Raw genomic sequence first — 23,090 nt, forward strand, 5'->3', positions numbered from 1 at the left:
CCCTTTCTGCGTCGGTCGACGCCGCTCGCGCACCGGATTCCACAGTGCGCCGGGTGATCGCGAAGCGCGTCAGAACCCGTTACTAGGGTAGTGGTCATGCCCCGACTCCGCTTGGCACTCGCCCAGACCAACCCCGTCGTCGGCGCGTTCCAGCGGAACAGCGCAGACATCGTCCGCATGACTCGCCGTGCCGCCGATCAGGGGGCCGATCTCGTCGCGTTCGGTGAGATGGCGCTCTCCGGGTACCCGATCGAAGACCTCGCGTCACGTCCATCGTTCCTGCGCTCCTCGCGGCGTGCGCTCGAGCACCTGGCGAGCACGCTCGCGTCCGAGGGGCTCGGGGCTATACCGGTGGTGGTCGGCCACCCGGACGGTCCGTTCGAATCGCGTCCGGTCGACGTCTCGGCAGCGCCCACCGCGATCGCGCAGAACTGCGCGTCGATTCTGCAGCACGGGCGCGTCGTCGCGACCACGGCGAAATACCATCTCCCCAACTACTCGGTGTTCGACGAGTACCGGGTGTTCATTCCGGGCGAGAGTCTGCTGGTGGCGCGAATCGCCGACGTCGATGTCGCGATCATCATCTGCGAAGACCTTTGGCGCGAAGGCGGGCCCGTAGCGCGCGTGCTCGAAGCGGACGCGGGCCTCCTGCTCGTGATCAACGCGTCGCCCTGGATCACCGAAAAGGACGGCGTTCGGGTCCCTCTCGTCACCCGCCGGGCGACCGAATCGGACACCATCGTCGCGTACGTCAACATCATCGGCGGGCAGGACGACCTCGTCTTCGACGGCGACAGCGTGGTGGTAGATGAACGCGGCAGCATCGTGGCGCGGGCCCCGCAGTTCCGAGAGCATCTGCTGATGGTCGACCTCGACCCGGCCCCGGCGCTCGATCCGATCATCGGGGACGGCGTTCAGCGGGTCACGATCGACACCCCGGACTCCACCGCCGGGAACGTACCGGACGGCCTTCGCCCCGCGCTCGAACCGGATATCGCCGAACCGCTCGACGATCTCGCCGCGGCCTGGCATGCGCTCGTGCTCGGCACCCGAGACTACGTCGAGAAGAACGGCTTCCGATCGGTGATCCTGGGCCTGTCCGGCGGCATCGACTCGGCTGTGTGTGCGGCCATCGCCGTCGACGCGATTGGCGCCGATCGCGTATACGGCGTGTCGATGCCCTCGCGATGGTCGAGCGAAGGCTCACGCAGCGACGCCGACGACGTGGCGGCGCGGATGGGCCTGCACTACCGCGTCGAGCCGATCGCAGACCTCGTCGCCCCGTTCGACGAGCAGCTTGGCCTCACCGGGCTCGCTGCCGAGAACATTCAGGCCCGTGCTCGCGCCCTGATCCTCATGGGCCTGTCGAACCTCGAGGGGCACCTCGTCCTGACGACCGGCAATAAGACCGAACTCGCAGTCGGCTACTCGACGATCTACGGCGACTCGGTCGGCGGGTTCGCGCCGATCAAAGACGTCCCGAAGACGCTGGTCTGGGAACTCGCGAAATGGCGGAACCGCGCTGCGGAATCCCGCGGCGAGACAGCGCCCATTCCCGAGAACTCGATCACGAAGCCGCCGTCGGCCGAACTCCGTCCCGACCAGAAGGACGAGGACTCGCTTCCGCCGTATCCGGTCCTCGACGCAATCCTCAACGAATACATCACGAACGCGCAGGGCGCCGACGACATCGTCGCGATGGGGTTCGATGCCGACATCGTGTCGGAGGTCACCCGTCTCGTCGACCGATCGGAATGGAAGCGCCGGCAGGGCGCGATCGGCCCGAAAATCTCCGGAATGGCGTTCGGCCGCGACCGCCGCCTCCCGATCACGTACCGACCGGAACGCGTGGACCGCTAGCCGAGCGGCGGCGGCTCGACGAAACGGCGGCCGGCCGGGCGTCCGCGTGCCGACGAACCTCGATCAGTTGTCGGCGTCGTCCTCGTCCCATTTCCGGTTGTTGCGGGCGACCGTGTCGAGCGCGTGCTCGGCCTCCTCGCGGGTGTCGAACGGCCCGATGTGATCGCGATTCGGCGACTTCAGCCCCTGCTCGACCTGGTGCGTGCGGTCGTTGTACCACCACTGGGACTCGATACGTTCCTCACTCATAGACGCGAGCGTACGCGCCCGGCGAACCCCGACCCTCCCGGCTGGCTAGACTCGATCACATGCCCCGGGACGCGCACGGTCATCTGTCCGCCGGACGCCTCACCGCACAGCGCGCGGTGCCGCGGGAAATCGAACGACCCGAGTACGTCGGCCATGCGGAGCCCCATGAACGCGGGCTCGGCGACCTTTACACGGCCGATGAAATCGAGCTGATCCGCGCGTCGAGCAGGATCGCCGCCGATGCCATCGACGCCGTCGCAGCGGCGATTCGGCCGGGCGTCACGACCGATGAGCTGGACCGGATCGGCCACGACTATCTCATCGCCCACGGCGCCTACCCCTCCACCCTCGGGTACCGCGGGTACCCGAAGTCGCTCTGCACCTCGGTCAACGAGGTGATCTGCCACGGCATCCCGGACGACACCGTGCTCGACGACGGCGACATCGTCAACATCGACATCACCGCCTACAAGCACGGCATGCACGGCGACACGAATCGCACCTTCCTCGTCGGCGATGTGCGGCAAGAGGTGCGCGACCTCGTCGAACGCACCGAGATCGCCATGCAGCGCGGCATCAAAGCGGTCGCCCCCGGCAGGCAGGTCAACGTCATCGGACGAGCGATCGAGGCATACGCCAAGCGCTTCGGCTACGGGGTGGTGCGCGACTACACCGGGCACGGCGTCGGCCGCGCCTTCCACTCCGGCCTCATCATCCCGCACTACGACGCACCGCAGTACGACACGGTCATGCAGCCAGGCATGGTGTTCACCATCGAGCCGATGCTGACCCTCGGTGGGATCGAAGCCGACATCTGGGACGACGACTGGACCGTGTCGACGCGCGACAAGTCGTGGACCGCGCAGTTCGAGCACACCCTCGTCGTCACCGAACGCGGCGCCGAGATCCTCACGACGAGCGAAGGAAAGGCGTAAGCAATGGCAGCACTGGCGGTCGGAATCGACGTCGGCGGAACAGGGATCAAGGGCGCCGTCGTCGATATCGACAGCGGCGAACTGTCCACGGACCGGATCAAGAAGTCGACGCCGGTGGGTGCGAAGCCCGATGACGTCGCCGACGTCGTCGCTGCAATCATCGATGAGCTCGAGATGACGAACAACGAGCCGATCGGGATCTGCTTCCCCGCGATCATCCGCCACGGACGAACCATGTCGGCCGCCAACGTGTCGAAGAAGTGGATCGGCTTCGACGCGCAGACTCTCTTCGAAAACCGGCTCGCGCGGCCGATCCACTTGGTGAACGATGCTGACGCCGCCGGCTACGCCGAGCAGCAGTTCGGTGCCGCGAAAGGCCGGAACGGGCTCGTCGTGATGACGACGCTCGGCACGGGAATCGGTACCGCGCTCATCAACGACGGCGTCCTCATCGTGAACGCCGAGCTCGGCCACCTCGAGATCGACGGCGTCGACTACGAGACCAAGGCCTCCTACGCCGCGAAGGAACGCGACGACCTCAGCTGGAAGCACTGGGCCAAGCGCCTGCAGAAGTACTACGGCCATGTCGAGGCGCTCCTCTCCCCCGAGCTCTTCGTCGTCGGCGGCGGGGTATCGAAGCACCATGAGGAATTCTTGCCGTTGCTCGACCTCCAGGCCGACATCATCCCGGCGACGCTGCGGAACAACGCGGGCATCATCGGTGCCGCGAAGCTCGCGGCGCGCGATGTCGAACGCCGATAGGCGCTCCGCTACGCTGGGTGCTGCGAGCGGGTCGGTGAGGCGGCCGCGTCACCCCAGAGGGTGCCGAGGAACGTCCGGGCTCCACAGAGCAGGGCGGTGGGTAACACCCACCCGGGGCAACCCGCGAGACAGTGCCACAGAGAACAGACCGCCGGCGGCAACGCCGGTAAGGGTGAAACGGTGGTGTAAGAGACCACCAGGGGTCCGGGTGACCGGATCCGCTCGGTAAACCTCGCCCGGAGCAAGGTCAGACAGAGGACGATGAGGCTGCTCGCTGAGTCCTCGGGTAGACCGCTAGAGGCCGACGGCAACGTCGGCCCGAGAGAGATGGCCGTCGATCCCGCGCAAGCGGGGGGACAGAACCCGGCGTACGGCCGGCCCGCTCGTGTCATCCCGCAATGCCCCAGCGCGGCCGGGGCCCACCACGGCCGGGCCCACCACGGCCAGGGCCCCACCACGGCCAGGGCCCCACCACGGCCAGGGCGGCCTGGCAGCCGGCGAAGCTCAGACGCCGTCCGACCGCAATGGAGACGCGGGCTCGACCCGGCCTGGCCGCTATAGACCCGACTCGTACGTGCGCACCAGAATCGCGTCGCTGTCCGGGCACAGCACGACATCGTCCTCCGCAGCGCGTCGAATCGACGCCAGATCGGACGGCGTCAACGCCACGCCAGATGCGGTCGAAACGCCGCCCTGCAGCAGACTCGCGCCGAAGCCGTATCGGGCGCGCTGCCGCTCGTACAGTGCAAGCAGGTCGTCGGGTACCCGGCTCGCCACCGCGTGCCGACTCGCCTCGACCGACGCGCGTTCGTCGGCAAGCGCAGCCAGCTCGTCGTCACGGTGCTCGGTGAGGCGCTGGTGCTCGGTGTCCGCGGCGGCCAGCGACGCCTGTACGTCACCCACACGTGCGCGCAACTGCTCGACGCGCTCCATCGTCTCGAGCTCCGCCGACTCGAGCTCTCCGATCCGACGCCGCAGGTTTTCGAGCTCGCTCTCGAGACCGGCCGCGTTCTTGGCGTTCGCGGCGGTCTGCAGCAAGGTCGTGTCGCGCGTGACCCGCGCCTCCGCCGTCGCGACATCGGCCTCGAGCCGCGCAAGCTCCCGTTCAGCGTCTTCCGCCTGACCGGTCGCGACCTGGAGTTCGGCACGGAGTGCAGCGATGCGCCCCGTCACCTCCGCAAGCTCGGTGCCCTTCCGGAGTGCGGTGGTCCGGTGCGCGATGCGCGTGAGCTCATTGTCGAACCGCTGCACGTCGAGCAGCAGCGCCTGGTCTTCCGGAGCGGCTTTCATGGCTGGAGTTCCTTCACTCGTCGAGGGGCTGCGTGGACGGGAGGACCGCGAAGTCCCACGGGTCGGTACGGAGGTCGCTCACCGTCACCGGGAGACCGGTCGCCTCGCGCAGATCCGCCGCCGCGACGTCGAGCCACAGCCATTCCGCCGCCCAGTGCGAGATGTCGATGAGCGCAGGGCCGCCGGCGAGCGTCGACTGCTCGCGGAACTCCGAGGCAGGGTGGTGGCGCAGATCGCTCGTGACATAGACGTCGGCGTCGAGCACGGCCGACGCACGCAGAAGCGAGTCGCCCGCTCCAGCGCACACAGCGACCCGCCGGACGGGGCGGTCCCATTCGCCGGCAACCCGTGCGCCGGAGGCAGTCGCCGGCAGCGCATCGACGAGTCGGCGCGCAAGGACACCGAGGGCGATGGGTTCAGCGAGATCGCCGACGCGTCCGATTCCTGTCTCGGGCTGCTCTGGATCTTGGGGCGGCTCGATCGGCGACAGCGACGTGAGCCCGAGCCGCTGGGCGAGGACGGCAGAAGTGCCGCGTGCGACAACATCGGCATTCGTGTGCGCAGCGAGGAGTGCGCACCCGCCGCGGATCAGCGTGCCGAGAACCCGGCCCTTGTACGTCGATTCGGCGATCGTCGTGACACCGCGGAGCAGCAGGGGATGGTGTGTGACAAGGAGGTCCGCGCCGAGCTGAACGGCCTCCGCCGCGGTATCGGGCACGGCATCGACGGCGAGATGGATCGCGGTGACCGGGCGATCCGGATCGCCAGCGATCAAGCCTGAGGCATCCCACGGCTCAGCCCCACGAGCCGGCCAGAGGCGTTCCAGGTCAGCCTGAATGTCACGGAGGGTCGGCACCCGACGATCCTAGCGACCCACCGATCAGGCGCGGCGCATCGGACGGGTCAGCCGTGCCCAGAGGCGGCTCCACCAGTTGCCCGGGCGGACGGTCGCCGCGGACCTCGCCGCCGCCTCACGCACTGCAGCGGGGTCGGGGACTGACGCGGTCGACTCCTCCACCGGCCGGGACTCCGAGAGCGCATGGGTACGGATCGCATCTTGGACGGCAAGCCGGTGGATGGCATTCGGACCGGTGGCCGGGAGCACAAGGGGCGTCGGACGCGTGTGTGCAGGAACCGGCGCCGACGGCCGCTCCAGGCGGACCGCCTCCACGATCGCGGAGAAGACGTTCACCGACTCGCCATCCTCAGCTTCACGGTTGCCGATGATCGCGTCGAAGGGCGCGGGCCGCTCGACGTCCGTCGAGATGGCGGACGTTCGCGTTCCCACGTGCCGAGCCGCCGCTTCAGAGGCCGCTGCCCCGGCGAGGATGTCGGCGAACAGGGCGCGCGCGAACGCGCGTGCAGCAGCGACCTCAGGGTCCGCGTCGGACGGGAGGGACGCCTCCCATGCCCTGAATCGGGCGAGGTCCGATTCGCGCACGAGAAGCTCGGCTTCGAGGAGTTCGATGCGCTCGATCGTCGGCCGCCCACTCGACGAGTCGACGAGCACTGCCAACTCTCCGATCCGGAGCGCGAGGCGCTCAGGGGGCTCCGGGAAGGCGGGCGCACACGCCGAACGGTGCCGACCGCGGTCGCGGCGGAACGCGTCGACCTGCTGCGGGGCGTCGTGCTGCGGGGCCTCGTCGACTGGGGAGGCCGATGCGACCTCGGCCTCCGGCGCTGGCGCATCGTCCGAGATCGGCGCCGACGCGTCGTCTGGGACCGGCGCAGTCGTGACCTCCGTCGCCGGCGCAGTCGCGACCTCCGGCCCGGCATCAGACTCGTCCCCACGCGGAACGACAAGGTCGGAGACGTACGGCACTTCTCGCACCTGACTGTCGTCGAGCCAGGCCTCAACGTCACGACCGAACGGGTCGACGAGCGCCGTCCGCGCACCAGCCTGAGTCTCCATAGCGTGATCGTATGGACCAGTGGCACGCGGAGGCGGTTCCCGACCCGGTGTGTCGCGGATTGTACGGCCTATGACCCAGAAGGGGAATGGCCAGACTGGAGCAATTGCAGGAGCGCCGTGCCGTTCGGGGATCCGAGACCCGTGCACGGGTCCCACCCCGGCCCTGCCGAATAGGCTCCGTTCGAACCGCTCGTGATGTCGCGGAAGCCAGGGGCAGCGGCACCAGCCGCGGCGCTCGCGTACAACGCCGGCTGGACGGCGCCGAGATGGCGCCCCGTGGCTTGCGCAAGGCGCGCGATGAGCGCCGCCCAGAGCGGTGCGACGGCGCTCGTGCCGCCGATCACCATCGAGCTGCCATCAACCAGCACGCGGTAGCCGGTCTGGGGGTCGGCATCGCCCGCGACGTCCGGAACGCCGCGACCGGAACCGCCGCCCGCACGATTTGGCACGCCGACGGCCTGCTGCCATGCCGGCACGGCGAAGGTGTCCGACACACCGCCGCCGGTCGCGCCGCCGCCGGATCCGTCGTTCCAGACGGTCTCCTGCGCGATCGTCGTCCCGGCGAGCCGTAGACGCGTTCCGCCGCAGGCGAGGGCGTGCGGACTCGACGCCGGGAAATCGACGTGCGGGGCACCAGCGCTCTGCCCGTCCGCGCTGCCGTTGTCGCCGGCGGCGACCGTCACAGTTGTCCCGAGCACGACGGCATCTGCGAGAGCGGCATCCAGCGCGGCACGGCCCGACGCCGTCCACGCGTCTTCGCTCTGACCCCAGCTGATGCTCATGGCAGTCGGTGCGGGTGAACGGTGTGCGGCGGTCGATACCGCGTCGACGAACCCGGCGTCGGTGTTTGGGGCGAAGTACACGTCGATGGCAGCGCCAGGCGCGAGTGCGCCGACCACCTCGATGTCGAGCATCACTTCGCCGTCCGCTCCCGATGGGTCGCCACCCGGGACGTTCGTGGCCCCGTCGACGCCCACGGCGGTCACCACGGGATCGGCGACCCCGAGCCCGCTGAAGTAGGTGGTGAGATCCTGCTGCTCATACCCGCCGCCGAGTTCGATGATGGCGACGGTCTGCCCCGACCCGTCCGTGCCGACAGGGAACCCGTATGCGGCGCCGAGATCGATCGGCGAATAGCTGGTGGCTGCCGAGGAGGCGGCCGGACGGAAATGGGCTCGCGCCTGCGGGCGGTCATCGAGCCCGAGGACCGCGACGACGATCCCGTCGAGCACGCGCGGCACGCTGAGGCTTCCCGTTCGGTGGCGATGCGTCACGCGCTCGCCGGAGGGCCCGTCGCTCGTCACCAGCGCCAGCGACGTCCCGAACACGCGCTGCAGGGTGGCGACCGGTCCCTCGACTCGTACGGTGCGCCTCCCGGCATCCGCGTCGACAACATCGAGGCCGAGGCTCCTGAGCGTCTCGACGACGCGATCGACGTCGGCCGGATCGGCACCGAAGCGCGTTCGGAACTCCCGCTCGTCGACTGGCCCGGTGACCGCAGCCGGGTCGAGCGGTTCCCGACGCCGGAGCACAAGGGTGACTGACACCCGTGCATCGGCGGCGAGCGGCGCGGCTGCCGGCGTCACGCCTGGAGCCGCTGGACGGTCGCTGCCGGGAACGGGGACAAGGTCGAGCGGGGCGTCTGGCGTGGGCTCAGTCATACCGAACGGTCTACTCCCCCGTTGCCCCCGGTGAACACCGGCCACCCAGGGGACACAGGACGAGATCAGCGATGCAACGTGTTCCGCGGGTACTCGCCGAACCGAGCGAGATACGCGCCCGAGAATCGGCCGAGGTGCGCGAACCCCCACCGTGCCGCGATCTCTGCGACCGATGTCTCGGACGAACTCGCCTCGCACAGGTCGTCGTGCGCGCGATCGAGACGGATGGCACGGAAGACCACGTTCGGTGCCTGACCGAGCTGTCTCCGAAACGCCTGCTGCAACCCGCGCACGCTCAGACCGACCTCGTCGGCGAGCTCAGCGGTCGACAGTGGTTCGGCTGCATGCTCGACCATGAACTCGATCGCCTGGCGAACTCGACCACGCGCGGCATCAGGAATGCGCCCATGGAACTCCCCGATCCGATACGAGAACGCGTCAAGCAGTGCGTTGGCCGCTGCGCCGACTGTCTCGTCCATCACCTCGCGAGAGATCGGATTCCGCGCGAGCACGACCCGCGCGACGCGAGCGATTCGCGTGCGCCAGATCGAGAGCGCTTCCCCGGTCGGGCCGCCGGAGCGATCGAAATCCAGTGGCCCCGGCTGCGTCGCGGCGCGCTGCGCGGCGACGCGCTCGAGAAAGGGCCCGTCGAACTGTACGAGGCTCTGCTCGCAGTCCGCGAAATTGAACGAGAATTCGCGGCCGGTCGGGAACAGCACGGGCACGCCCGGCTGCAGCCGGATCTCGTCGACGCCGGTGTCCATGCGACAGTCGCCCGATGTGATCCAGGTGACGACGTACTGACGACTCGGCGCGAGCGTTCCCACCATGCGTCCGTCGAAGCGGGATGACGCCAGGGTCATCCGGTCGTCGCCGACCGAACTATGGCGGTAGGAAAAGGGTCTGCCGGTGCTCGACGCGACGAAGTCCCGACCGTTGTACCCGGCCACGTACATTCGCACGGCGGCATCCGGTTCGGTTCCCGATGCGTCGAAGCGGACGCGCGGGTCGGAGGACGTGGTGCTCATCCCGGCGATCATCACACGTGCTGGGAATTCGTACCGATGCGCACAAAACCGAGTGCGCAATCCGGCTGACGGGCGCGGTTTCGGTGTACTGCGCGCCCGCGCAACGGTCCTACGTCAGCCGCGTCGGCCGGCCGCGCTCGATGGTCCACTCGTTGACGCCGTTCGAACTGTCGAACTGGAGGCGATCCACCAGCATCTGCACCAGTGCAAGACCGCGTCCGCTCTCCGCGAAGGCGTCGGGCATCGCCCGCGTGGTCAGTGAGAGTGTTCCCGGCTCCGCGCTGTCGCGGAGGCTCGCCGTGATCGCAGTGTCCTCGATCCGCAGCACCAGGCGACAGCGCACGCCATTGTCGTCGGCGGCATGCTCGAGCACGTTCGACGTCAGTTCGACGAGCGCGAGCTCGAGCGCCATGCGCTCGTCCTCCGTCACCGACGGATCGACGGCCCACACACCGGCGAGGAATTCGTGCACCGCCGTCACGTCCGTGGGCGGCGCGTCGAAGACGAGGAGATGCTCGCTCATCGGGTCAGAACTCCTGCGCCGCTTCGACGGTGGGGTACGGGCGCAGGATCCGGTCGATGTTCGAAAGCCGCAGCACCATCTGCACCTGCTCGCTCGGCCGAGCGATCCGGAGGTCGCCACCCGCCTGTCGAGCGGTCTTCAGACATCCGACGAGGGCACCCAAGCCTGACGAGTCCATGAACTCGACCCCGGCGAGATCGACGACCACACGGCTCCGGCCATTCGCGACCACGCTCGACAGCGTTTCGCGGAACGCTGGCGCCGAGACCATATTGAGCCGGCCGTTCGTCGCGACGACGGCGCGGTCGGCGTCGATCTCCTGCACAGCGAAATCCATCAGGCTGCCTCCTCTGGCTGGTACCCCTTGTATCTGAGCGCGCCGATCAACACCGACAGCGTGGCGTAGTCATACGCGATCCAGATCAAATTGATGACCGTGGCCAGTGGCTGTGCGCCGAACACCACCATACGGATGATTCCGATCACCGCAGCGACCAGCAGCACCGCCGCGACCGTGATCTGCCATTTGACCTTGCCGAGTTGCACGCCGCTGGGCGCCGTCTTGACTTTCGGCGTGACCGCGAAGTCGAGCGGAAGCCGAAGGACGACGTTGTTGAACGCCGTCGTGCACGCTTTCAGCCAGACGGGGAACAGCGCAAGCGAATACTGCTGCCCACGCCAGGTCGGGAGGCCCCGCGCCGCTACCAGGAACAGGATCTGGTTGACGATGAAGAACGGCAGAAAATGCCAGAAGAACACCGGCGCGTAGGAACGCACGGGGAGCACACCCAACCCGAGGAAGATCGCCGGCGCAGCGAAGTAGACGATGGCCGCGAAGCCAGCCAGATAGCTCCACATCGTTGAGAAGTACATGAGCCGCTGCGTCAGGCGCATGCCCTTGAGGAACAAGGGGTTCTCTCGGAGGAACACCTGCATGGTCCCCTGCGCCCACCGAAGTCGTTGCGTCAGCATCGTGCCGAGGTCTTCGGGAGCGAGGCCGTCCGCGAGAAGCTCGTTGTGGAACGCGGTCTTCCAACCGAGCGCATGGAGGCGCATCGATGTCGCCATGTCCTCCGTGACGGAGATCGTCGCCAACGGCATGATCGCCTGCGCCTCGTCCGCGCGGTCCACGTCGATCCGTCGGATCGCGAGCTGCACCGCCTCCAGTGCGTTCAAGGGCGAGAGATCGCGCCGCGCGAGCATCGCGACGACTTCGTCGCCGTCGACACCGGCGAGGTCCACCACTTCCCCCGGATCGAGCGCCGCGATTTCCGCGAGGTCGGCTCGGATCGACCCGAGATCCGCCGAGACGAGGCCAGCACTTGCAGCGTCGACGCTTCGTTGCAGCCGATAGGTGATCTCGGCGAGCGGCTCCCGGCCACGGAGTTCCCGTTGCGCCTGCTGGATGGCTGCGGCCGTGGCAGCAAGCGCCTCTCGCACACCCGCGTCTCGGGCTCGACGACGCGATCGCCGGACGATCCCCGCTGCGTCTCGGAGGGTCCCACGCATGGTTCGTTCGACCTCGCGGACGTACCCGGTGACGCCGAGCTGCATGAGGGCCTCGCGACGAAGCATGGCGTTGGAGCCGCAGAAGAATGCCGCGTTCCACCCGTCCTTCCCCTCTTGAATCGGCCCGTAGAACAGCGGGGCCTGCGAGCCGAGCGGGTCTCCGGTGGCGACGTTCGAGAAGATCTGCGGGGTTTGCACGATCGCCATCCGACGCTCGTTGAAGTAGCCCAGGATCTCGTCGATCATCTGCGGTCGCGGGATCATGTCCGCGTCGAGGATGAGGATGAACTCCCCGGTGGTCTGCTCAAGGGCGTTGTTGATGTTCCCGGCTTTGGCATGCCGGTCGAAGCCACTCCAGGCGTCACCGCGCGCGATGTAGCCGACGCCGAGTTCTGCGGCCGCGACACGCATTTCGGGCCGGCTGCCATCGTCGAGCACGTAGGTCTCATGCGGCCAGCGCATCGCCTTGGCTGCGGTCGCCGTTCGCATCACCAGGTCGATCGGCTCGTTGTAGGTCGCGATGAACACATCGACGGTGGCGTCCCGAGGCGGGATACCCGGGCGCGGACGAGCACGAGCGCGCCACATCGTCAACGCGAACAAGCTCACGTCGACGAGGCTGTAGGTCTCGGCGAGGACGAGCGGAACGGCGATCCACCACGCCGCCCAGTTCACTGACGCAAGCCACCTCCATCCGACGTAGTTGACGGCGAGCACGACCGTTGCGACGGCGACGACGCGAAGCAACAGCAGACGACGATCAGAGATCGGCTCGGGCTGGTGGCGCTCGGTGACGGTCTGATCTGAAGACACGGACGACATGCGTTGATTCCTCGGAACGGGGTGCGCGCTTCGTCGGGTTGCGCACTGATGACACTAATCCGGCACGGCGCCGATTTCGGTTCGCTCCCACGTTCTGGGGCCACGCATGGTTCTCGGGCTCCGGTATCGTCGCTCCGGTGTCAGCGGTCGGATCGCCCAGCGTGCTTCGCCGGCTGCTTGCGCTTCCACTCGCGAAGCAGAGCCCGATCGCAGCGCTGATCGCGTTCGCTGCAGTCCTCAGCACCACGGTCGATGCCATCGCCGTGACGTCCGGTCCGGCATTCGTCGCGAGTCTCGTCGTGACCGGCGTGGCCACACTCATCGCTGCAGCGTCTCGGCCGCTTCAGGCATACCCCGCCGTGGGCTATGCCGTTCCGATGATCGATTTCGTCGGCATCGGACTTCTCCGGTTCAGTACCGGGGGGTCGAGCTCGATCTTCACGTCGATGATCGCGCTGCCACTCATCTGGCTGGCGTCGGAGCGGAGCGCGAGCCTCGTCTGGAGCGCGCTCGCGGGCGTCTCCGTGTCGCTCATGCTGCCGCTCCTCCTGCAGCCAACCGGGCACGTACCGACCACGGAACTCCTCCGGCTCCTGTTCGTGCTCTGCTGCTACGGGGCGGTGGCGACCGTCGTGCACATGCTCGCCCGGAGCGCATCGCGTCAGGTGCGAGTCGCGCAGCGCGGCGAGGAGCGCGTGACCAGAGAGATCGATCGCGCGGCTGCCGTACAACGATCGTTGCTCCCGCAGACGCGGTCCGTGGCCCCCGGTTTCGCGATCGCGGGAACGTGCCTCCCGGCTGCATCCGTCGGCGGCGACTTCTTCGACTGGTACCGCACCGACACCGGCGTTGCGATCACCCTCGGTGACGTCATGGGAAAGGGAGTAGGAGCAGGGCTCATCGCTGCCGCGGTTCGGGCGACCATTCGGAGCGCACGCGGCGACGGGGATCCGGGCGACGCCCTTCGGCGCGCGGCCGCAGGACTCGCGGTCGACGCGAGCGAGCGCACCGATGGAATCGCGTTCACGACGGTGTTCCACGCTCGACTCGAGGACGGCACGCTTCGGTGGGCGGACGCCGGGCACGGGCTGACGGTGGTGGTTCGCGCGGATGGTTCGGCTGAGCGATTGGCGACGTCTGATCTTCCGCTCGGCCTCGGCATCGACGACAACTGGGAGACGAGCTCAACCCCGATCGATGCCGGAGATCTTCTCGTGTGCTTCAGCGATGGCGTACTCGACCTGTTCGGCGGCGGCCTCGACACGGTCGATCGGATTGCCGAGCTGGCACGCGATAATTCGAACCCGGAGGATGTGGTCGCGAGGATCGTCGCGATCGCCACCGAGGTTCCGCACGATGACGATGTCACGGTCCTCGCACTGCGCCGGGAGCCCCTCGCCGTGAGCGGGGATTCCGACTCCGCGCCCGTGCCACGTGGGGTGCGGCTCTAACCTCCGAGCGGCGGACCGGGCCAGCGACGCGTCAGCCGGTGTTCTGCAGTCCGGCAGCGACGCCGTTGACGGTGAGCAGCAGGAGGCGGTGGTCGGCATCCTGGGGATCGGCGGATCCCGTGGCGCGGATGGACCGGAGCGCGCGGAGCTGCAGATGCGAGAGCGCATCGACGTACGGGCTGCGCAGTCGGACGGCCCTGGCGAGGGTCGGCCGGTCGGCGACGAGGTCCTGGTTGCCACTCGTGGCGAGCACCCACCGCCGTGTGCGCTGCATCTCGTCAAGCACTGCCGACGCGAGATCGGGGCGGTCGCCGAGCGCGAGGTACTTCGCCGCGATCTGATCGTCGGTTTTCGCGAGTGACATCTCGACGTTCCGGATCATGACGGCGAACAACGGCCAGGCACGGAACGCCCGTTGCAAGAGCGCGATGTCCCCCACGGCTTCGAGCGCGGACCCGAGCCCGTACCAGCCGGCGAGGTTGATCCGGGCCTGTGTCCACGAGAACACCCACGGGATCGCGCGGAGGTCGGCGAGCGATTCGACCGACAGACCACGCCGCGCCGGGCGCGATCCGAGCGGGAGCAGACCGATTTCCTCCATCGGCGTCACCCGGGCGAACCACGGAGCGAAGCCTTCGGCGGTGACCAGCTCGGCGAATGCGCCTCGCGACACCGTGTCGAGCTGGGTGGCGAGGTCCGCGAATTCGTCCGCGGCGGCACTGACGCCCGCGCCGTTCTCCGGGCTAGACGCGTAGAGCGTGGCTGCCGCCATCTGCTCGAGGTGCCGAACTGCGATTTCCTGATCGCCGTACTGCGCGAAGATCACTTCGCCCTGCTCGGTGATCTTGAGTCGACCCTCCACTGAGCCCGGCGGCTGCGCGAGGACGGCCTCGTTCGCCGGACCACCGCCGCGACCGAGGGAGCCGCCGCGCCCATGGAAGAGCGTGAGCTCGATGTCGTTCGCCGTCGCCCAGGCGGCGATGCGCTCCTGAGCGCGGTAGAGCGCCAGGGTCGCGGATACGGGTCCGACATCCTTCGAGGAGTCGGAGTATCCGAGCATGACTTCGATCCGACGACCGCTCGCGGCCAGCCGACGCTGGAACGGCTCGGTGCGAATCGCCGCTTCAAGGATCGACGTCGATGCCTCGAGATCGGCGAAGGTCTCGAACAGCGGGATGACATCGAGCACCGGCGCGGCGTCGAGCGAGCCGGTGGCCGCGATCGCGAGTTCGGAGACAGCCGCGAGGTCCGCAGCGGACCGCGTGAACGACACGATGTACCGACGTGATGCCCGCACGCCGAACCGCCGCTGGAGCGCTGCGATGGTGCGGAACACCTCCAGCACCTCGTTGGTCATCGGGCTTCGCTCTGCTCCGGAACGGATCTCCTCGAGCGCGCGCCGGTGCACCTCTGAATGCTGGCGAACCTCGAGTTCGGCGAGATGGAATCCGAACGTCTCGACCTGCCAGATCAGGTTCTGGAGCTCGCCGTTCGCCGCGCGCTGCGCGCCCGCCGCCTGGAGCGACCCTTGCACGGTCCGGAGGTCCGCCAGCAGGTGCTCCGGATCCGCGTACGCCAGGCGGGCGTCCCCTCGACGGGTCGCATCGATTCGAGCAGCCGTGAAGAGGATGACACGCCGGTGAACCTCGTTCGGAGCACGCACGCCGATGCGCTCGGCGGTGTCAGGGTCGAGCTGTTGCTGGGCGGCGAGGAGTGCGCTCACGCCCGCATCCGGCGGTGTGTCGAGGTCCGAGACGGTGAGCGCGGTCCCGATCCGCGTTGCAGCACGATGGAGGCCGAGCAGCACGTGCTCGGCTGCGATTGCAGCGGCCTGCTGGGTGATCTCCGCGGTGACGAACGGGTTGCCGTCGCGGTCGCCGCCGATCCAGGTCCCGAGCCGCAGAAACGCGGGGGCGGTGGGGCGTGCTTTCCCCGCTGCTGACCCGGCGATCCGGTCGTCGAGCAGCCGGTACACCCGCGGCACGACCTCGAACAGCGTCTGATCGAAGACCGACATCGCTGTCCGGACCTCGTCCAGCGGTGTGGGTCGCGTCGTGCGCAACGGGTCCGTTCGCCAGAGGGTCTCGATCTCTTCCAGGAGGCGCCGCTCATTTTCAGCGAGCGCGATCGAGTTCTCGGAGCTGTCCCGTTCGTCGAGCAGTTCGCCGACGCGGCGGATCGCGGTTGCAACGGCCCGGCGTCGCGCCTCCGTGGGGTGCGCCGTCAGCACCGGATGGAAGCGGAGACCGGCGAGCGCCGCGTCTGCAGCTGCATCGCCGAGCTGTTCGCGGAGCGCGACGAGGGTAGCGCCGAGGCCGTCTCCCGGGAGCCCGTGGGAATCGCCACGGTGTCGGAGCACGCGCACGCGGTGATGTTCTTCGGCCAGGTTCGCGAGATGGAAGTAGCACGTGAACGCGCGGGCGACGAGTTCTGCGCGCTCCGGCGAAAAGCTCGCGACGACCTGCTCGACGTCTGCGAAGGCGGCGTCTGCGTCACGTTCGTATGCGGCGATGACGGCGGTGCGGAGCGCCTCCACGTCCTGGTACAGGCCATCGTGACCCGACTCCTGGAGCACACGGCCGAGCAGGTTGCCGAGGTAGCCGACGTCGCCGCGGAGTTCGGCGTCGACCGCGCCGCTGATGTCGGTTCGAGCGCGGTCAAAGCGGGCCGATCCGTTCGGGTTCGGGGTTTCCGTCGCAGTCATCGGGTCCACCGTACCGATTCCGGATGATGCGTTACACGCGATGTCGGGCTGCAGGGGCGGTTCGATCAGTGCCGGTACACGACGGCCACCGCGCACGGCGCGCCACCCTTGGAGGCGGAGCGGTCGACGATGAGCTCCTCGAACGCCTCCACACTCGGGGCCTCGCGAACACGCGAGCCGAGGTACTCCAAGGTCGCGAGCGTTCCGTCACCGAGGTCGAGCAGCCCCTCCGATCCCACAAGCAGTGTGTCGCCGCGCTGCAGCGTGACAGGAACGGCCTGGCGGCCGCTCCCGGATGGGTGCAGCCCGATCGGGAGGTCGGTCGATCGGATCGGGACCCTCGGCCCGTCGGCAGGGAGCAGCATCGCAATGCCGTGTCCAGCATCGACGAAGGAGCCGGTGCCGGTCGTCGTATCGAGCCGGCAGTGGAATGCCGTGGCGAATGTCTCGGCGCGACGGAGCTCGTCGCTGACCTGTGCTTCGAGCCCGAGTATCGCGGCGAGCGGCTCACTGGCTGCGCGTGCGCGGAGGGCACCGCGCAGGCCCGCCGCCAGGAGGCCCGCCGCTCGTGCCGAGCCGGTGACTTCGAGGAGCGAGAGGTGGATCGCGCCAGCCGACGTGCCCCAGTCGAGCACGGTCCCGCCGAGCTCACCGTGCGGGCTGACGCTCACGCCGCCCACGGTGTAGTCGGCGGTGGCGATCCGGTCGGGCATCGCGGCGCGCACGACCGTTTGCAGTCGATCACGTTGGAGGCCCTCTGCAAGGACGCGTTCGGCCCATCTGGCGAGTTCGGTGAGCACGTCGCGCTCGTCGGCATCGAGCGTCCTCGGCTGGGTGTCCATCAGGCAGAGGCTGCCGATTCGAACGCCTCCGGGCATGGTGAGGGGGACGCCCGCGTAGAAGCGGATCCCGAGCCGCGTCACGCCAGGAAGTCCCGCTGTCCGCGAGTCCGACGCGGTGTCCGCGATGACGAGCGGGTCCGGCTGTTCGATGGTGAACTGGCAGAAGGAGGACGAGAGCGGCGTGGAACGGCCCGGATCGAGTTCGGACGGCGTCACGGTAAAGAGCGTTTCGGCGTCCGCGAAGTTCAGGTACGACAGCGGCACGCCGAACAGCTCGCGCGCCGTCCGCACGATGCGCTCGAAGCGTTCGGCCGGCTCGCGATGGGCAATATCGAGCGCGTCCAGCAGCGCGCTGCGATCAGAGGCAGACGTTGAGCCGGTGCGTTCCATGCCGTCAGCTCCTCCCCCGTCGCGGAGCCGCAAGACGGTCGGCGTTTCACGACCGTACGGCGTCACGCTGTAAACGGCAACCGACCGTCTGAATCCGTCGGTGATGCGCTGTCGGTCCCACCGCATACGCTTCGGCCGTGACCGGGTGCTTGTGTTGTGCAGCGGGGGCGGTGCCAGAGGCACCGGTGCCGCTGTGCGCCACGCACCTTGGAGCAGTCCACGATTGGGTCGCGGAAGCCGAGCAGGCACCGGACAGCGCTCCGGTGCCCTGCCGGTTATGTGGGTCGCAGCTGGGACTGCGCACCGCGTCCGGATGGATCTGCGCGGTGTGCGAGTGGCCCGCAGGGTCGATTCCCGATGCGGAGCTCCCCCCTCCACGCGTGGACGTCGTGTACTACATCCGCTCCGAGGACCGCATCAAGATCGGGACGAGCGCGAACCCTCGGCGCCGGCTTCGCGTGCTCTGGCATGACGCGCTGTTGGCGTTCGAGCGTGGCGATCGCGTGGCCGAGCAGCGTCGCCATCGGCAGTTCGCGTTCGCTCGCATCGGCTCGACGGAGTGGTTCAGAACGTGTGACGAGCTCGAGCACCACATCGACACACTGCGATGCGGGATCGATGATCCGTGGCGGCTGTATGCACGATGGATGGCAGAGGCCGCCGCCGCGCGGTAGCGGCACGGAGCGGCGTCAGGATTGCGAGCGCTGCGAGTGCCGATCAGCGGAGATACGCATCCACGAGCAGCGGTCCGCGGATGTCCCGAAAGCGATCAATGAGCAGAGCCGGGAGCCGATTGGAGTCCGATCCGAGGGCGAGGTCGTACGGACCGATCGGTGAGAGTCGTCCGATGCGGACGCGGACAACCTCCCAGCCGGAGGCGCGGATTGCGCGATCCTTTCGGCGATCGACTGCCTCCCGCCGCCCGACATGTTCCAGCCCGTGCCGGCCGAGCGTGTCGTACTCGACCGCGATCCGCAGCTCAGGGATGAGAATGTCCGGCCACACCTCGAGATGATCGAAGAACGGATTCCGCAGCCGGATCGCGTTGTCCGTCAGCGGGAGAATGAAGCGCGCTCGAAGTCCCTCGCGAAGCGCTCCTTCCGCCGCCGAGGCGGGCGCAGGTGCGCAGGTGCTCACGAACGCGGTTCCCGGCGCGAGCGGCGGCGTCCGCGAGCACAGTGGGCGAGGGCGGCGGCTGCCCTCTGACGTCCGCTGCGGGCTGCTCGCGGATCGGATGCCATTCGGCAGTGTGCGCGGTCCACTTGATCGTGCACGGCGCGCGGGCGTCGGTATGCCGTCTGGCCACGCCCCTGGTCGTTCGATCCATGGCTTCGGACGCGCCATCTCGTGGCACTCGGGGCACCAGGCCGAGCGACGGCGCTCCCGTCCAGGGCGGCTTCGCTGTTCGGCGGGTGTCGCGATGAACCGGTGGCCGAGGTCGCATTCCCACATGACCCAGACCTCTGCGGCGGGCGGGATCTGCGTGAGCACGATGCCGGCGTTGAGATCCGGGTGGAACTGCTGGATCAGTACGGGAAACGCCGACCAGGCGGCCGAAAACGTGCCCACCGCGTAGGGCACGGCGCTGGAGCGCGACCACTGGCGTCGCGCCCACCAGGCGCTGATCGGTTCGGGCACGGGTCGAGGCTAGGCACGACTGCCGACATCTCCGCGGGCCCCCACGTCATGCGACGATCACGGCGGGAACGGGCGATGCGGTCGCAACGGCGCGGGCAACCGTGCCGACCCCGGGCCCGTCGTGACGGCCCGAGCCGACGACCACCAGTTGCGCCTCGTCGGCAGCACGCAGCAGTTCGGCGATCACGCCGTCCTCGGGCGCCGATCGCACGACGTTCAGGTTCGGCAGCGCTGTCAGCGCGCGCTCGACGTGCTCTTCGAGGAGCTGCAGGATCCGCTCGCGCTCCCGGAGCCGTCGTTCCGAGGACGGGTCGTGACGGGTGCCGAGGGGAGCCGACCACGCGGTGATGGCGCGGAGCGCAACACCCCGTCGGGCGGCTTCCTGGCCCGCGAATCGGATCGCAGCGGCAGAGCCGGTGACGTCGTCGACACCCACGACGACATCGGCGCGGGCCGGCCGCTCCGGTGGGGGCGTCGGAACGAGTGCCACCGAGCCCGCGACGCGCGCGAGGACTCGGCTGACGGTCGCGCGGTGTCGGTATGTCTCGGGCGCCGAGCGATCCTGGCCGACGACCAGCATCGTCGCGGAGTCCATCGAGCGAACCAGCACGTCGACCGGATCGCCGCGCTCGACCTGCACATCGATATCGATTCCCGCCTCCGCGAGACCACCGACCGCCCCACGAATGTGCGCATCAGCGCTCTCGAGCGGCACGGCCACCCCATCGTCGGGAACCGCGTGCACGACGATGAGATGACTCGATGCAGCACGAGCGTGCTCCACGGCCCAACGGAGTCCGGCTCGCGCCGCCTCCGATCCGTTCCACGCGACGACGACTCGATTCATGTCCGGCCCTTTCTGCAGAGGCAGCAAGGATCCGTCGGGTCGCGCGTCAGTCGAAGAGACGAACGTCCCGACTTCCGCATCCAGGGCTGGGAACCCTGGTCAGGCGGAGGCGAATCGCGGCTAGCGTTGCGCGTCCGCCTCGTCGAGATCGACCTGCGCGCGCGCCGCGGCCTTCGCCTTCGACCGGGCACGGAGGCCGCCGATGACGATCGGGAGCACCGACACGATGACGATCACGACAGACAGCGCGTCGATATTGTTCGCGACAAACGGGATCTTCCCGAGGAAGACGCCGACGAACACCATCACGATGACCCAGCCCACGCCGCCGATGGCGTTCCAACGGACGAACCGGGGCCAGGACAGGCGCGCCGTCCCTGCCGCGAGCGGAACGTACGTGCGGATGATCGGAACGAATCGACCGATGACGAGCGAGGCCGGCCCGTACTTGGCGAAGAACGCCTCGGCGTCGCGCAGCCGTTCGGTCTTCAGGACCCGGGCGTTGTCGCGAAAGAGACGACGGCCGAAGCGACGTCCAAGCCAGAATCCCGCTTGGTCACCGAGGAACGCGGCCACGATCGCCACGACGATGATCTCCCAGATCTGCACGTTGAGGGCGCCCGCGAGGATGGCGCCCGTCACGAGCAGGGAGTCGCCCGGCAGGAACGGAAAGAGAATGCCGGACTCGATGAAGATCACGACAGCGATCCCGATGAGCACGGCCGGTCCGAATGCGTGCAGCAGCGAACTCGCGTTCAGGATCGACACCATCGGCATGGTCAGCGGCATGAGGGTCCTCTCGTCGCCTCGACTCTGGATGGCGCGGACCAAGAACTCTCACATGCACTCCTGGTCGAACGCCCTGGTGCCGGACCCTACACGTCATCAACGGCGCACGGCCCCGAAGGTGGGGGCTTGGATGTCGGCTCGACTTGATACCGTCAGCGCACGACGAAAGGACCCTGTGAGCATCTGGGCCGATACCCCTTCTCCACTTCCGCCGGAGCGGACGCCCGATCACTGGATGCATGCGCAGTGGGGCGGGAGGCGCAGGCGGCGTCGACGGAGCGGCCTCCGGTTCGGGATCGCCGCGCTCGTCGTGCTGGTGCTCCTCGTGGTCGCGGCAGTCGTCACGTGGAACAGCCCGGCCTTCGCCGCTCGGGTTCTCACCGCGCGGTACACCTCGTCGATCGCGTGGAGTGACTGCGGGCAGGGGTACCGGTGCGGCGCGATCCGCGCTCCGCTCGACTGGGGCAATCCGGCCTCGGGCGCCATCCACCTCGCGCTCATCGAGCACCCGGCGACCGACACGCGCGACGGCACGCTCCTTGTGAACCCGGGCGGCCCCGGCGGTTCGGGGGTCGACCTCGTCGGCTCGGACGTCCAGAACGCGGTGACGTCGGCGGTGGCGGCCCACTACGACGTCATCGGGTTCGACCCGCGCGGTGTCGGCTACTCGAGCGCGGTGCACTGCGGTGGCGCTGCCGAACTCGACCAGTACCTGTATGGGGTCCTTCCGGGCACCATCGGCTCCCCCGCGTGGCTGAGCGCTGCCACCGCCACGGATCGTCGATTCGCGGATGACTGCGCGAAGGACACCGGGCCGCTGCTCGACCACGTCGACACCGTCAGCGCCGCCCGCGACATGGACCTCATTCGCGCCGACCTCGGTGAAGCCCGGTTGAACTACCTCGGCTATTCCTACGGCACCGAGCTCGGGAGCGTGTACGCGGGCCTGTTCCCCCAGCACGTTGGTCGCTTCGTCCTCGATGGCGCGATCGATGTCTGGTCGACATCGTCCACGGACAGCGTGGTCGGCCAGGCGAGAGGCTTCGAGGGTGACCTCCGCGCGTGGATGGCCGCGTGCCTCGCTGAGCGCCCGAGCGCGATCGGGCCGGGAGGCACCTGCCCGTTCTCGGGGAGCGTCACGTCGGGCATGGCGGCGATTCGCGCGCTGCTCCGCCGAGTGCACGCGCACCCGCTTCGCGCCTCCGACGGTCGTGAGCTCAGCGATGCGACACTCGCGCTCGCGATCATCGATCCGCTGTATTCCACGTCGAGTTGGCCGGAGCTCACCGCGATGTTCCGCGCGACGCTGGCCAACGATCCGAGCCGTGCATTCGCGCTCGCCGACGACTACAACAGCCGCGGGCCCGGCGGCAAGTATTACGACAACTCGACGGAAGCGTTCAACGCGATCGGATGCCTCGATAGCGGCGGCGTGACCTCGCTCGCCGAGATGCGCAAGGAAGCGACGAAACTGGAACAGGCAGCGCCCACGCTCGGCAAGTACGAGGCCTTTGGCGAGCTGACATGCAACGTCTGGAAAGCACCTCCGGTGGCCGCGCCGGCAGCTCCAACAGCCCATGGAATGGATCCGGTGCTGGTGGTCGGAACAACTGGTGACCCGGCTACTCCGTATAACGACGCGCAGGCGCTCGCCAAGTTGATGCCGACCGCCCGCTTGCTCACGCACGTGGGCGAAGGCCACACCGCATACGACCACGGAGACTCGTGCATCAACTCCGACGTCGACAACTATTTGCTGAGCGGCTCCCTGCCCGCAGTGGGCACACGCTGTTCCTGACGGCCGCGCTCCCTGGCCGTCCAGGGCACGCCGACTAGCGTCCCCTTCATGCATCAGCACCCCGAGCGCAAGGACCGGCA

General features: G+C 68.5%; 20 protein-coding genes and 1 other RNA gene. 7 read left to right on the forward strand and 14 right to left on the reverse strand.

The annotated features are described in order from the left end of the window. Window positions 1-96: 96 nt before the first annotated feature. Window positions 97-1,860: an NAD+ synthase gene (locus CAM01S_RS09155; RefSeq protein WP_066521128.1), complete on the forward strand. Its 1,764-nt coding sequence runs from the start codon at window positions 97-99 to the stop codon at window positions 1,858-1,860. Between the two features lie 63 nt (window positions 1,861-1,923). On the opposite strand, the gene CAM01S_RS09160 is transcribed toward CAM01S_RS09155, so the two are convergent. Beyond that, the gene (locus CAM01S_RS09160) at window positions 1,924-2,109 is read right to left on the reverse strand and encodes an SPOR domain-containing protein (RefSeq protein WP_066520087.1); all 186 of its coding nucleotides are present in this window, start codon (window positions 2,107-2,109) and stop codon (window positions 1,924-1,926) included. A gap of 59 nt (window positions 2,110-2,168) precedes the next feature. Here CAM01S_RS09160 and map point away from each other — a divergent pair, with 59 nt between their 5' ends. From map to rnpB, 3 genes are all read left to right on the forward strand, one after another. Then, complete coding sequence (gene map / locus CAM01S_RS09165; protein ID WP_066520089.1) at window positions 2,169-3,044, forward strand: type I methionyl aminopeptidase; 876 nt, start codon at window positions 2,169-2,171, stop codon at window positions 3,042-3,044. 3 nt (window positions 3,045-3,047) lie between these two features. Then, on the forward strand, window positions 3,048-3,806 hold the full coding sequence (gene ppgK, locus CAM01S_RS09170; protein ID WP_066520090.1) for a polyphosphate--glucose phosphotransferase: 759 nt from the start codon (window positions 3,048-3,050) through the stop codon (window positions 3,804-3,806). Window positions 3,807-3,832: 26 nt separating this feature from the next. Then, window positions 3,833-4,193: RNase P RNA component class A (rnpB, locus tag CAM01S_RS09175), an RNA gene on the forward strand. Between the two features lie 168 nt (window positions 4,194-4,361). Here the strand turns inward: rnpB and CAM01S_RS09180 are convergent. From CAM01S_RS09180 to CAM01S_RS09215, 8 genes are all read right to left on the reverse strand, one after another. Continuing rightward, window positions 4,362-5,096 (reverse strand): zinc ribbon domain-containing protein, encoded by a 735-nt coding sequence (locus tag CAM01S_RS09180; protein ID WP_066520092.1) that lies wholly within the window; start codon window positions 5,094-5,096, stop codon window positions 4,362-4,364. Between the two features lie 13 nt (window positions 5,097-5,109). Further along, on the reverse strand, window positions 5,110-5,952 hold the full coding sequence (locus CAM01S_RS09185; RefSeq protein ID WP_066520097.1) for a Nif3-like dinuclear metal center hexameric protein: 843 nt from the start codon (window positions 5,950-5,952) through the stop codon (window positions 5,110-5,112). A 24-nt stretch (window positions 5,953-5,976) separates the two neighbouring features. Then, window positions 5,977-7,008, reverse strand: coding sequence for a hypothetical protein (locus CAM01S_RS09190; protein ID WP_066520100.1), 1,032 nt, complete (start codon window positions 7,006-7,008; stop codon window positions 5,977-5,979). 68 nt (window positions 7,009-7,076) lie between these two features. After that, entirely contained in the window at window positions 7,077-8,669 is a 1,593-nt protein-coding gene (locus CAM01S_RS09195) for a S53 family peptidase (protein ID WP_066520102.1), read from the reverse strand. A gap of 65 nt (window positions 8,670-8,734) precedes the next feature. Continuing rightward, window positions 8,735-9,697 carry an AraC family transcriptional regulator gene (locus tag CAM01S_RS09200; RefSeq protein ID WP_169795856.1) on the reverse strand — a complete coding sequence of 321 codons (963 nt, stop codon included), beginning with the start codon at window positions 9,695-9,697 and terminating at the stop codon, window positions 8,735-8,737. 109 nt (window positions 9,698-9,806) lie between these two features. Continuing rightward, window positions 9,807-10,220 (reverse strand): ATP-binding protein, encoded by a 414-nt coding sequence (locus tag CAM01S_RS09205; RefSeq protein ID WP_066520120.1) that lies wholly within the window; start codon window positions 10,218-10,220, stop codon window positions 9,807-9,809. A gap of 4 nt (window positions 10,221-10,224) precedes the next feature. Further along, window positions 10,225-10,557 (reverse strand): STAS domain-containing protein, encoded by a 333-nt coding sequence (locus tag CAM01S_RS09210; RefSeq protein ID WP_066520123.1) that lies wholly within the window; start codon window positions 10,555-10,557, stop codon window positions 10,225-10,227. Continuing rightward, window positions 10,557-12,551: a glycosyltransferase gene (locus tag CAM01S_RS09215; RefSeq protein ID WP_083527909.1), complete on the reverse strand. Its 1,995-nt coding sequence runs from the start codon at window positions 12,549-12,551 to the stop codon at window positions 10,557-10,559. Before CAM01S_RS09215 ends, CAM01S_RS09210 begins: the two co-directional genes overlap by 1 nt. 137 nt (window positions 12,552-12,688) lie before the next feature. On the opposite strand from CAM01S_RS09215, the gene CAM01S_RS09220 reads away from it, so the two are divergent. Continuing rightward, a complete protein-coding gene (locus CAM01S_RS09220) occupies window positions 12,689-14,002 on the forward strand; it encodes a PP2C family protein-serine/threonine phosphatase (protein ID WP_157071501.1) in 1,314 nt (437 codons plus the stop codon). A gap of 31 nt (window positions 14,003-14,033) precedes the next feature. On the opposite strand, the gene CAM01S_RS09225 is transcribed toward CAM01S_RS09220, so the two are convergent. Together CAM01S_RS09225 and CAM01S_RS09230 are read right to left on the reverse strand one after the other, a co-directional pair. Continuing rightward, window positions 14,034-16,706, reverse strand: coding sequence for a phosphoenolpyruvate carboxylase (locus CAM01S_RS09225; protein ID WP_066521133.1), 2,673 nt, complete (start codon window positions 16,704-16,706; stop codon window positions 14,034-14,036). 65 nt (window positions 16,707-16,771) lie between these two features. Further along, complete coding sequence (locus tag CAM01S_RS09230; protein ID WP_169795857.1) at window positions 16,772-17,938, reverse strand: SpoIIE family protein phosphatase; 1,167 nt, start codon at window positions 17,936-17,938, stop codon at window positions 16,772-16,774. 380 nt (window positions 17,939-18,318) lie between these two features. Between CAM01S_RS09230 and CAM01S_RS15230 the strand changes: the two genes are divergently transcribed. After that, the gene (locus tag CAM01S_RS15230) at window positions 18,319-18,612 is read left to right on the forward strand and encodes a hypothetical protein (protein ID WP_306306288.1); all 294 of its coding nucleotides are present in this window, start codon (window positions 18,319-18,321) and stop codon (window positions 18,610-18,612) included. A 43-nt stretch (window positions 18,613-18,655) separates the two neighbouring features. Here CAM01S_RS15230 and CAM01S_RS09240 read toward each other — a convergent pair whose 3' ends face one another. The 3 genes from CAM01S_RS09240 to CAM01S_RS09250 form a co-directional block, all read right to left on the reverse strand. After that, window positions 18,656-19,576 (reverse strand): putative endonuclease domain-containing protein, encoded by a 921-nt coding sequence (locus CAM01S_RS09240; protein ID WP_066520136.1) that lies wholly within the window; start codon window positions 19,574-19,576, stop codon window positions 18,656-18,658. A gap of 46 nt (window positions 19,577-19,622) precedes the next feature. Further along, window positions 19,623-20,423 (reverse strand): universal stress protein, encoded by an 801-nt coding sequence (locus tag CAM01S_RS09245; protein WP_066520138.1) that lies wholly within the window; start codon window positions 20,421-20,423, stop codon window positions 19,623-19,625. Window positions 20,424-20,543: 120 nt separating this feature from the next. After that, entirely contained in the window at window positions 20,544-21,212 is a 669-nt protein-coding gene (locus tag CAM01S_RS09250; protein ID WP_217999727.1) for a DedA family protein, read from the reverse strand. Window positions 21,213-21,387: 175 nt separating this feature from the next. On the opposite strand from CAM01S_RS09250, the gene CAM01S_RS09255 reads away from it, so the two are divergent. Beyond that, complete coding sequence (locus tag CAM01S_RS09255) at window positions 21,388-23,010, forward strand: alpha/beta hydrolase (RefSeq protein ID WP_169795858.1); 1,623 nt, start codon at window positions 21,388-21,390, stop codon at window positions 23,008-23,010. The last annotated feature ends 80 nt before the right edge of the window (window positions 23,011-23,090 follow it).

This window comes from Curtobacterium ammoniigenes NBRC 101786, from assembly GCF_001571045.1.
GTDB classification, from domain to species: Bacteria; Actinomycetota; Actinomycetes; order Actinomycetales; family Microbacteriaceae; genus Curtobacterium; species Curtobacterium ammoniigenes.

Coding starts and splice junctions, on each gene's coding strand:
- CAM01S_RS09250 (WP_217999727.1), bottom strand. CDS start 21,212: ATGCCGCTGACCATGCCGATGGTGTCGATCCTGAACGCGAGTTCGCTG.
- ppgK (WP_066520090.1), top strand. CDS start 3,048: ATGGCAGCACTGGCGGTCGGAATCGACGTCGGCGGAACAGGGATCAAG.
- CAM01S_RS09155 (WP_066521128.1), top strand. CDS start 97: ATGCCCCGACTCCGCTTGGCACTCGCCCAGACCAACCCCGTCGTCGGC.
- CAM01S_RS09160 (WP_066520087.1), bottom strand. CDS start 2,109: ATGAGTGAGGAACGTATCGAGTCCCAGTGGTGGTACAACGACCGCACG.
- CAM01S_RS09180 (WP_066520092.1), bottom strand. CDS start 5,096: ATGAAAGCCGCTCCGGAAGACCAGGCGCTGCTGCTCGACGTGCAGCGG.
- CAM01S_RS09225 (WP_066521133.1), bottom strand. CDS start 16,706: ATGACTGCGACGGAAACCCCGAACCCGAACGGATCGGCCCGCTTTGAC.
- CAM01S_RS09215 (WP_083527909.1), bottom strand. CDS start 12,551: ATGTCGTCCGTGTCTTCAGATCAGACCGTCACCGAGCGCCACCAGCCC.
- CAM01S_RS09190 (WP_066520100.1), bottom strand. CDS start 7,008: ATGGAGACTCAGGCTGGTGCGCGGACGGCGCTCGTCGACCCGTTCGGT.
- CAM01S_RS09230 (WP_169795857.1), bottom strand. CDS start 17,938: ATGGAACGCACCGGCTCAACGTCTGCCTCTGATCGCAGCGCGCTGCTG.
- CAM01S_RS09210 (WP_066520123.1), bottom strand. CDS start 10,557: ATGGATTTCGCTGTGCAGGAGATCGACGCCGACCGCGCCGTCGTCGCG.
- CAM01S_RS09245 (WP_066520138.1), bottom strand. CDS start 20,423: ATGAATCGAGTCGTCGTCGCGTGGAACGGATCGGAGGCGGCGCGAGCC.
- CAM01S_RS09200 (WP_169795856.1), bottom strand. CDS start 9,697: ATGAGCACCACGTCCTCCGACCCGCGCGTCCGCTTCGACGCATCGGGA.
- CAM01S_RS09205 (WP_066520120.1), bottom strand. CDS start 10,220: ATGAGCGAGCATCTCCTCGTCTTCGACGCGCCGCCCACGGACGTGACG.
- CAM01S_RS09195 (WP_066520102.1), bottom strand. CDS start 8,669: ATGACTGAGCCCACGCCAGACGCCCCGCTCGACCTTGTCCCCGTTCCC.
- map (WP_066520089.1), top strand. CDS start 2,169: ATGCCCCGGGACGCGCACGGTCATCTGTCCGCCGGACGCCTCACCGCA.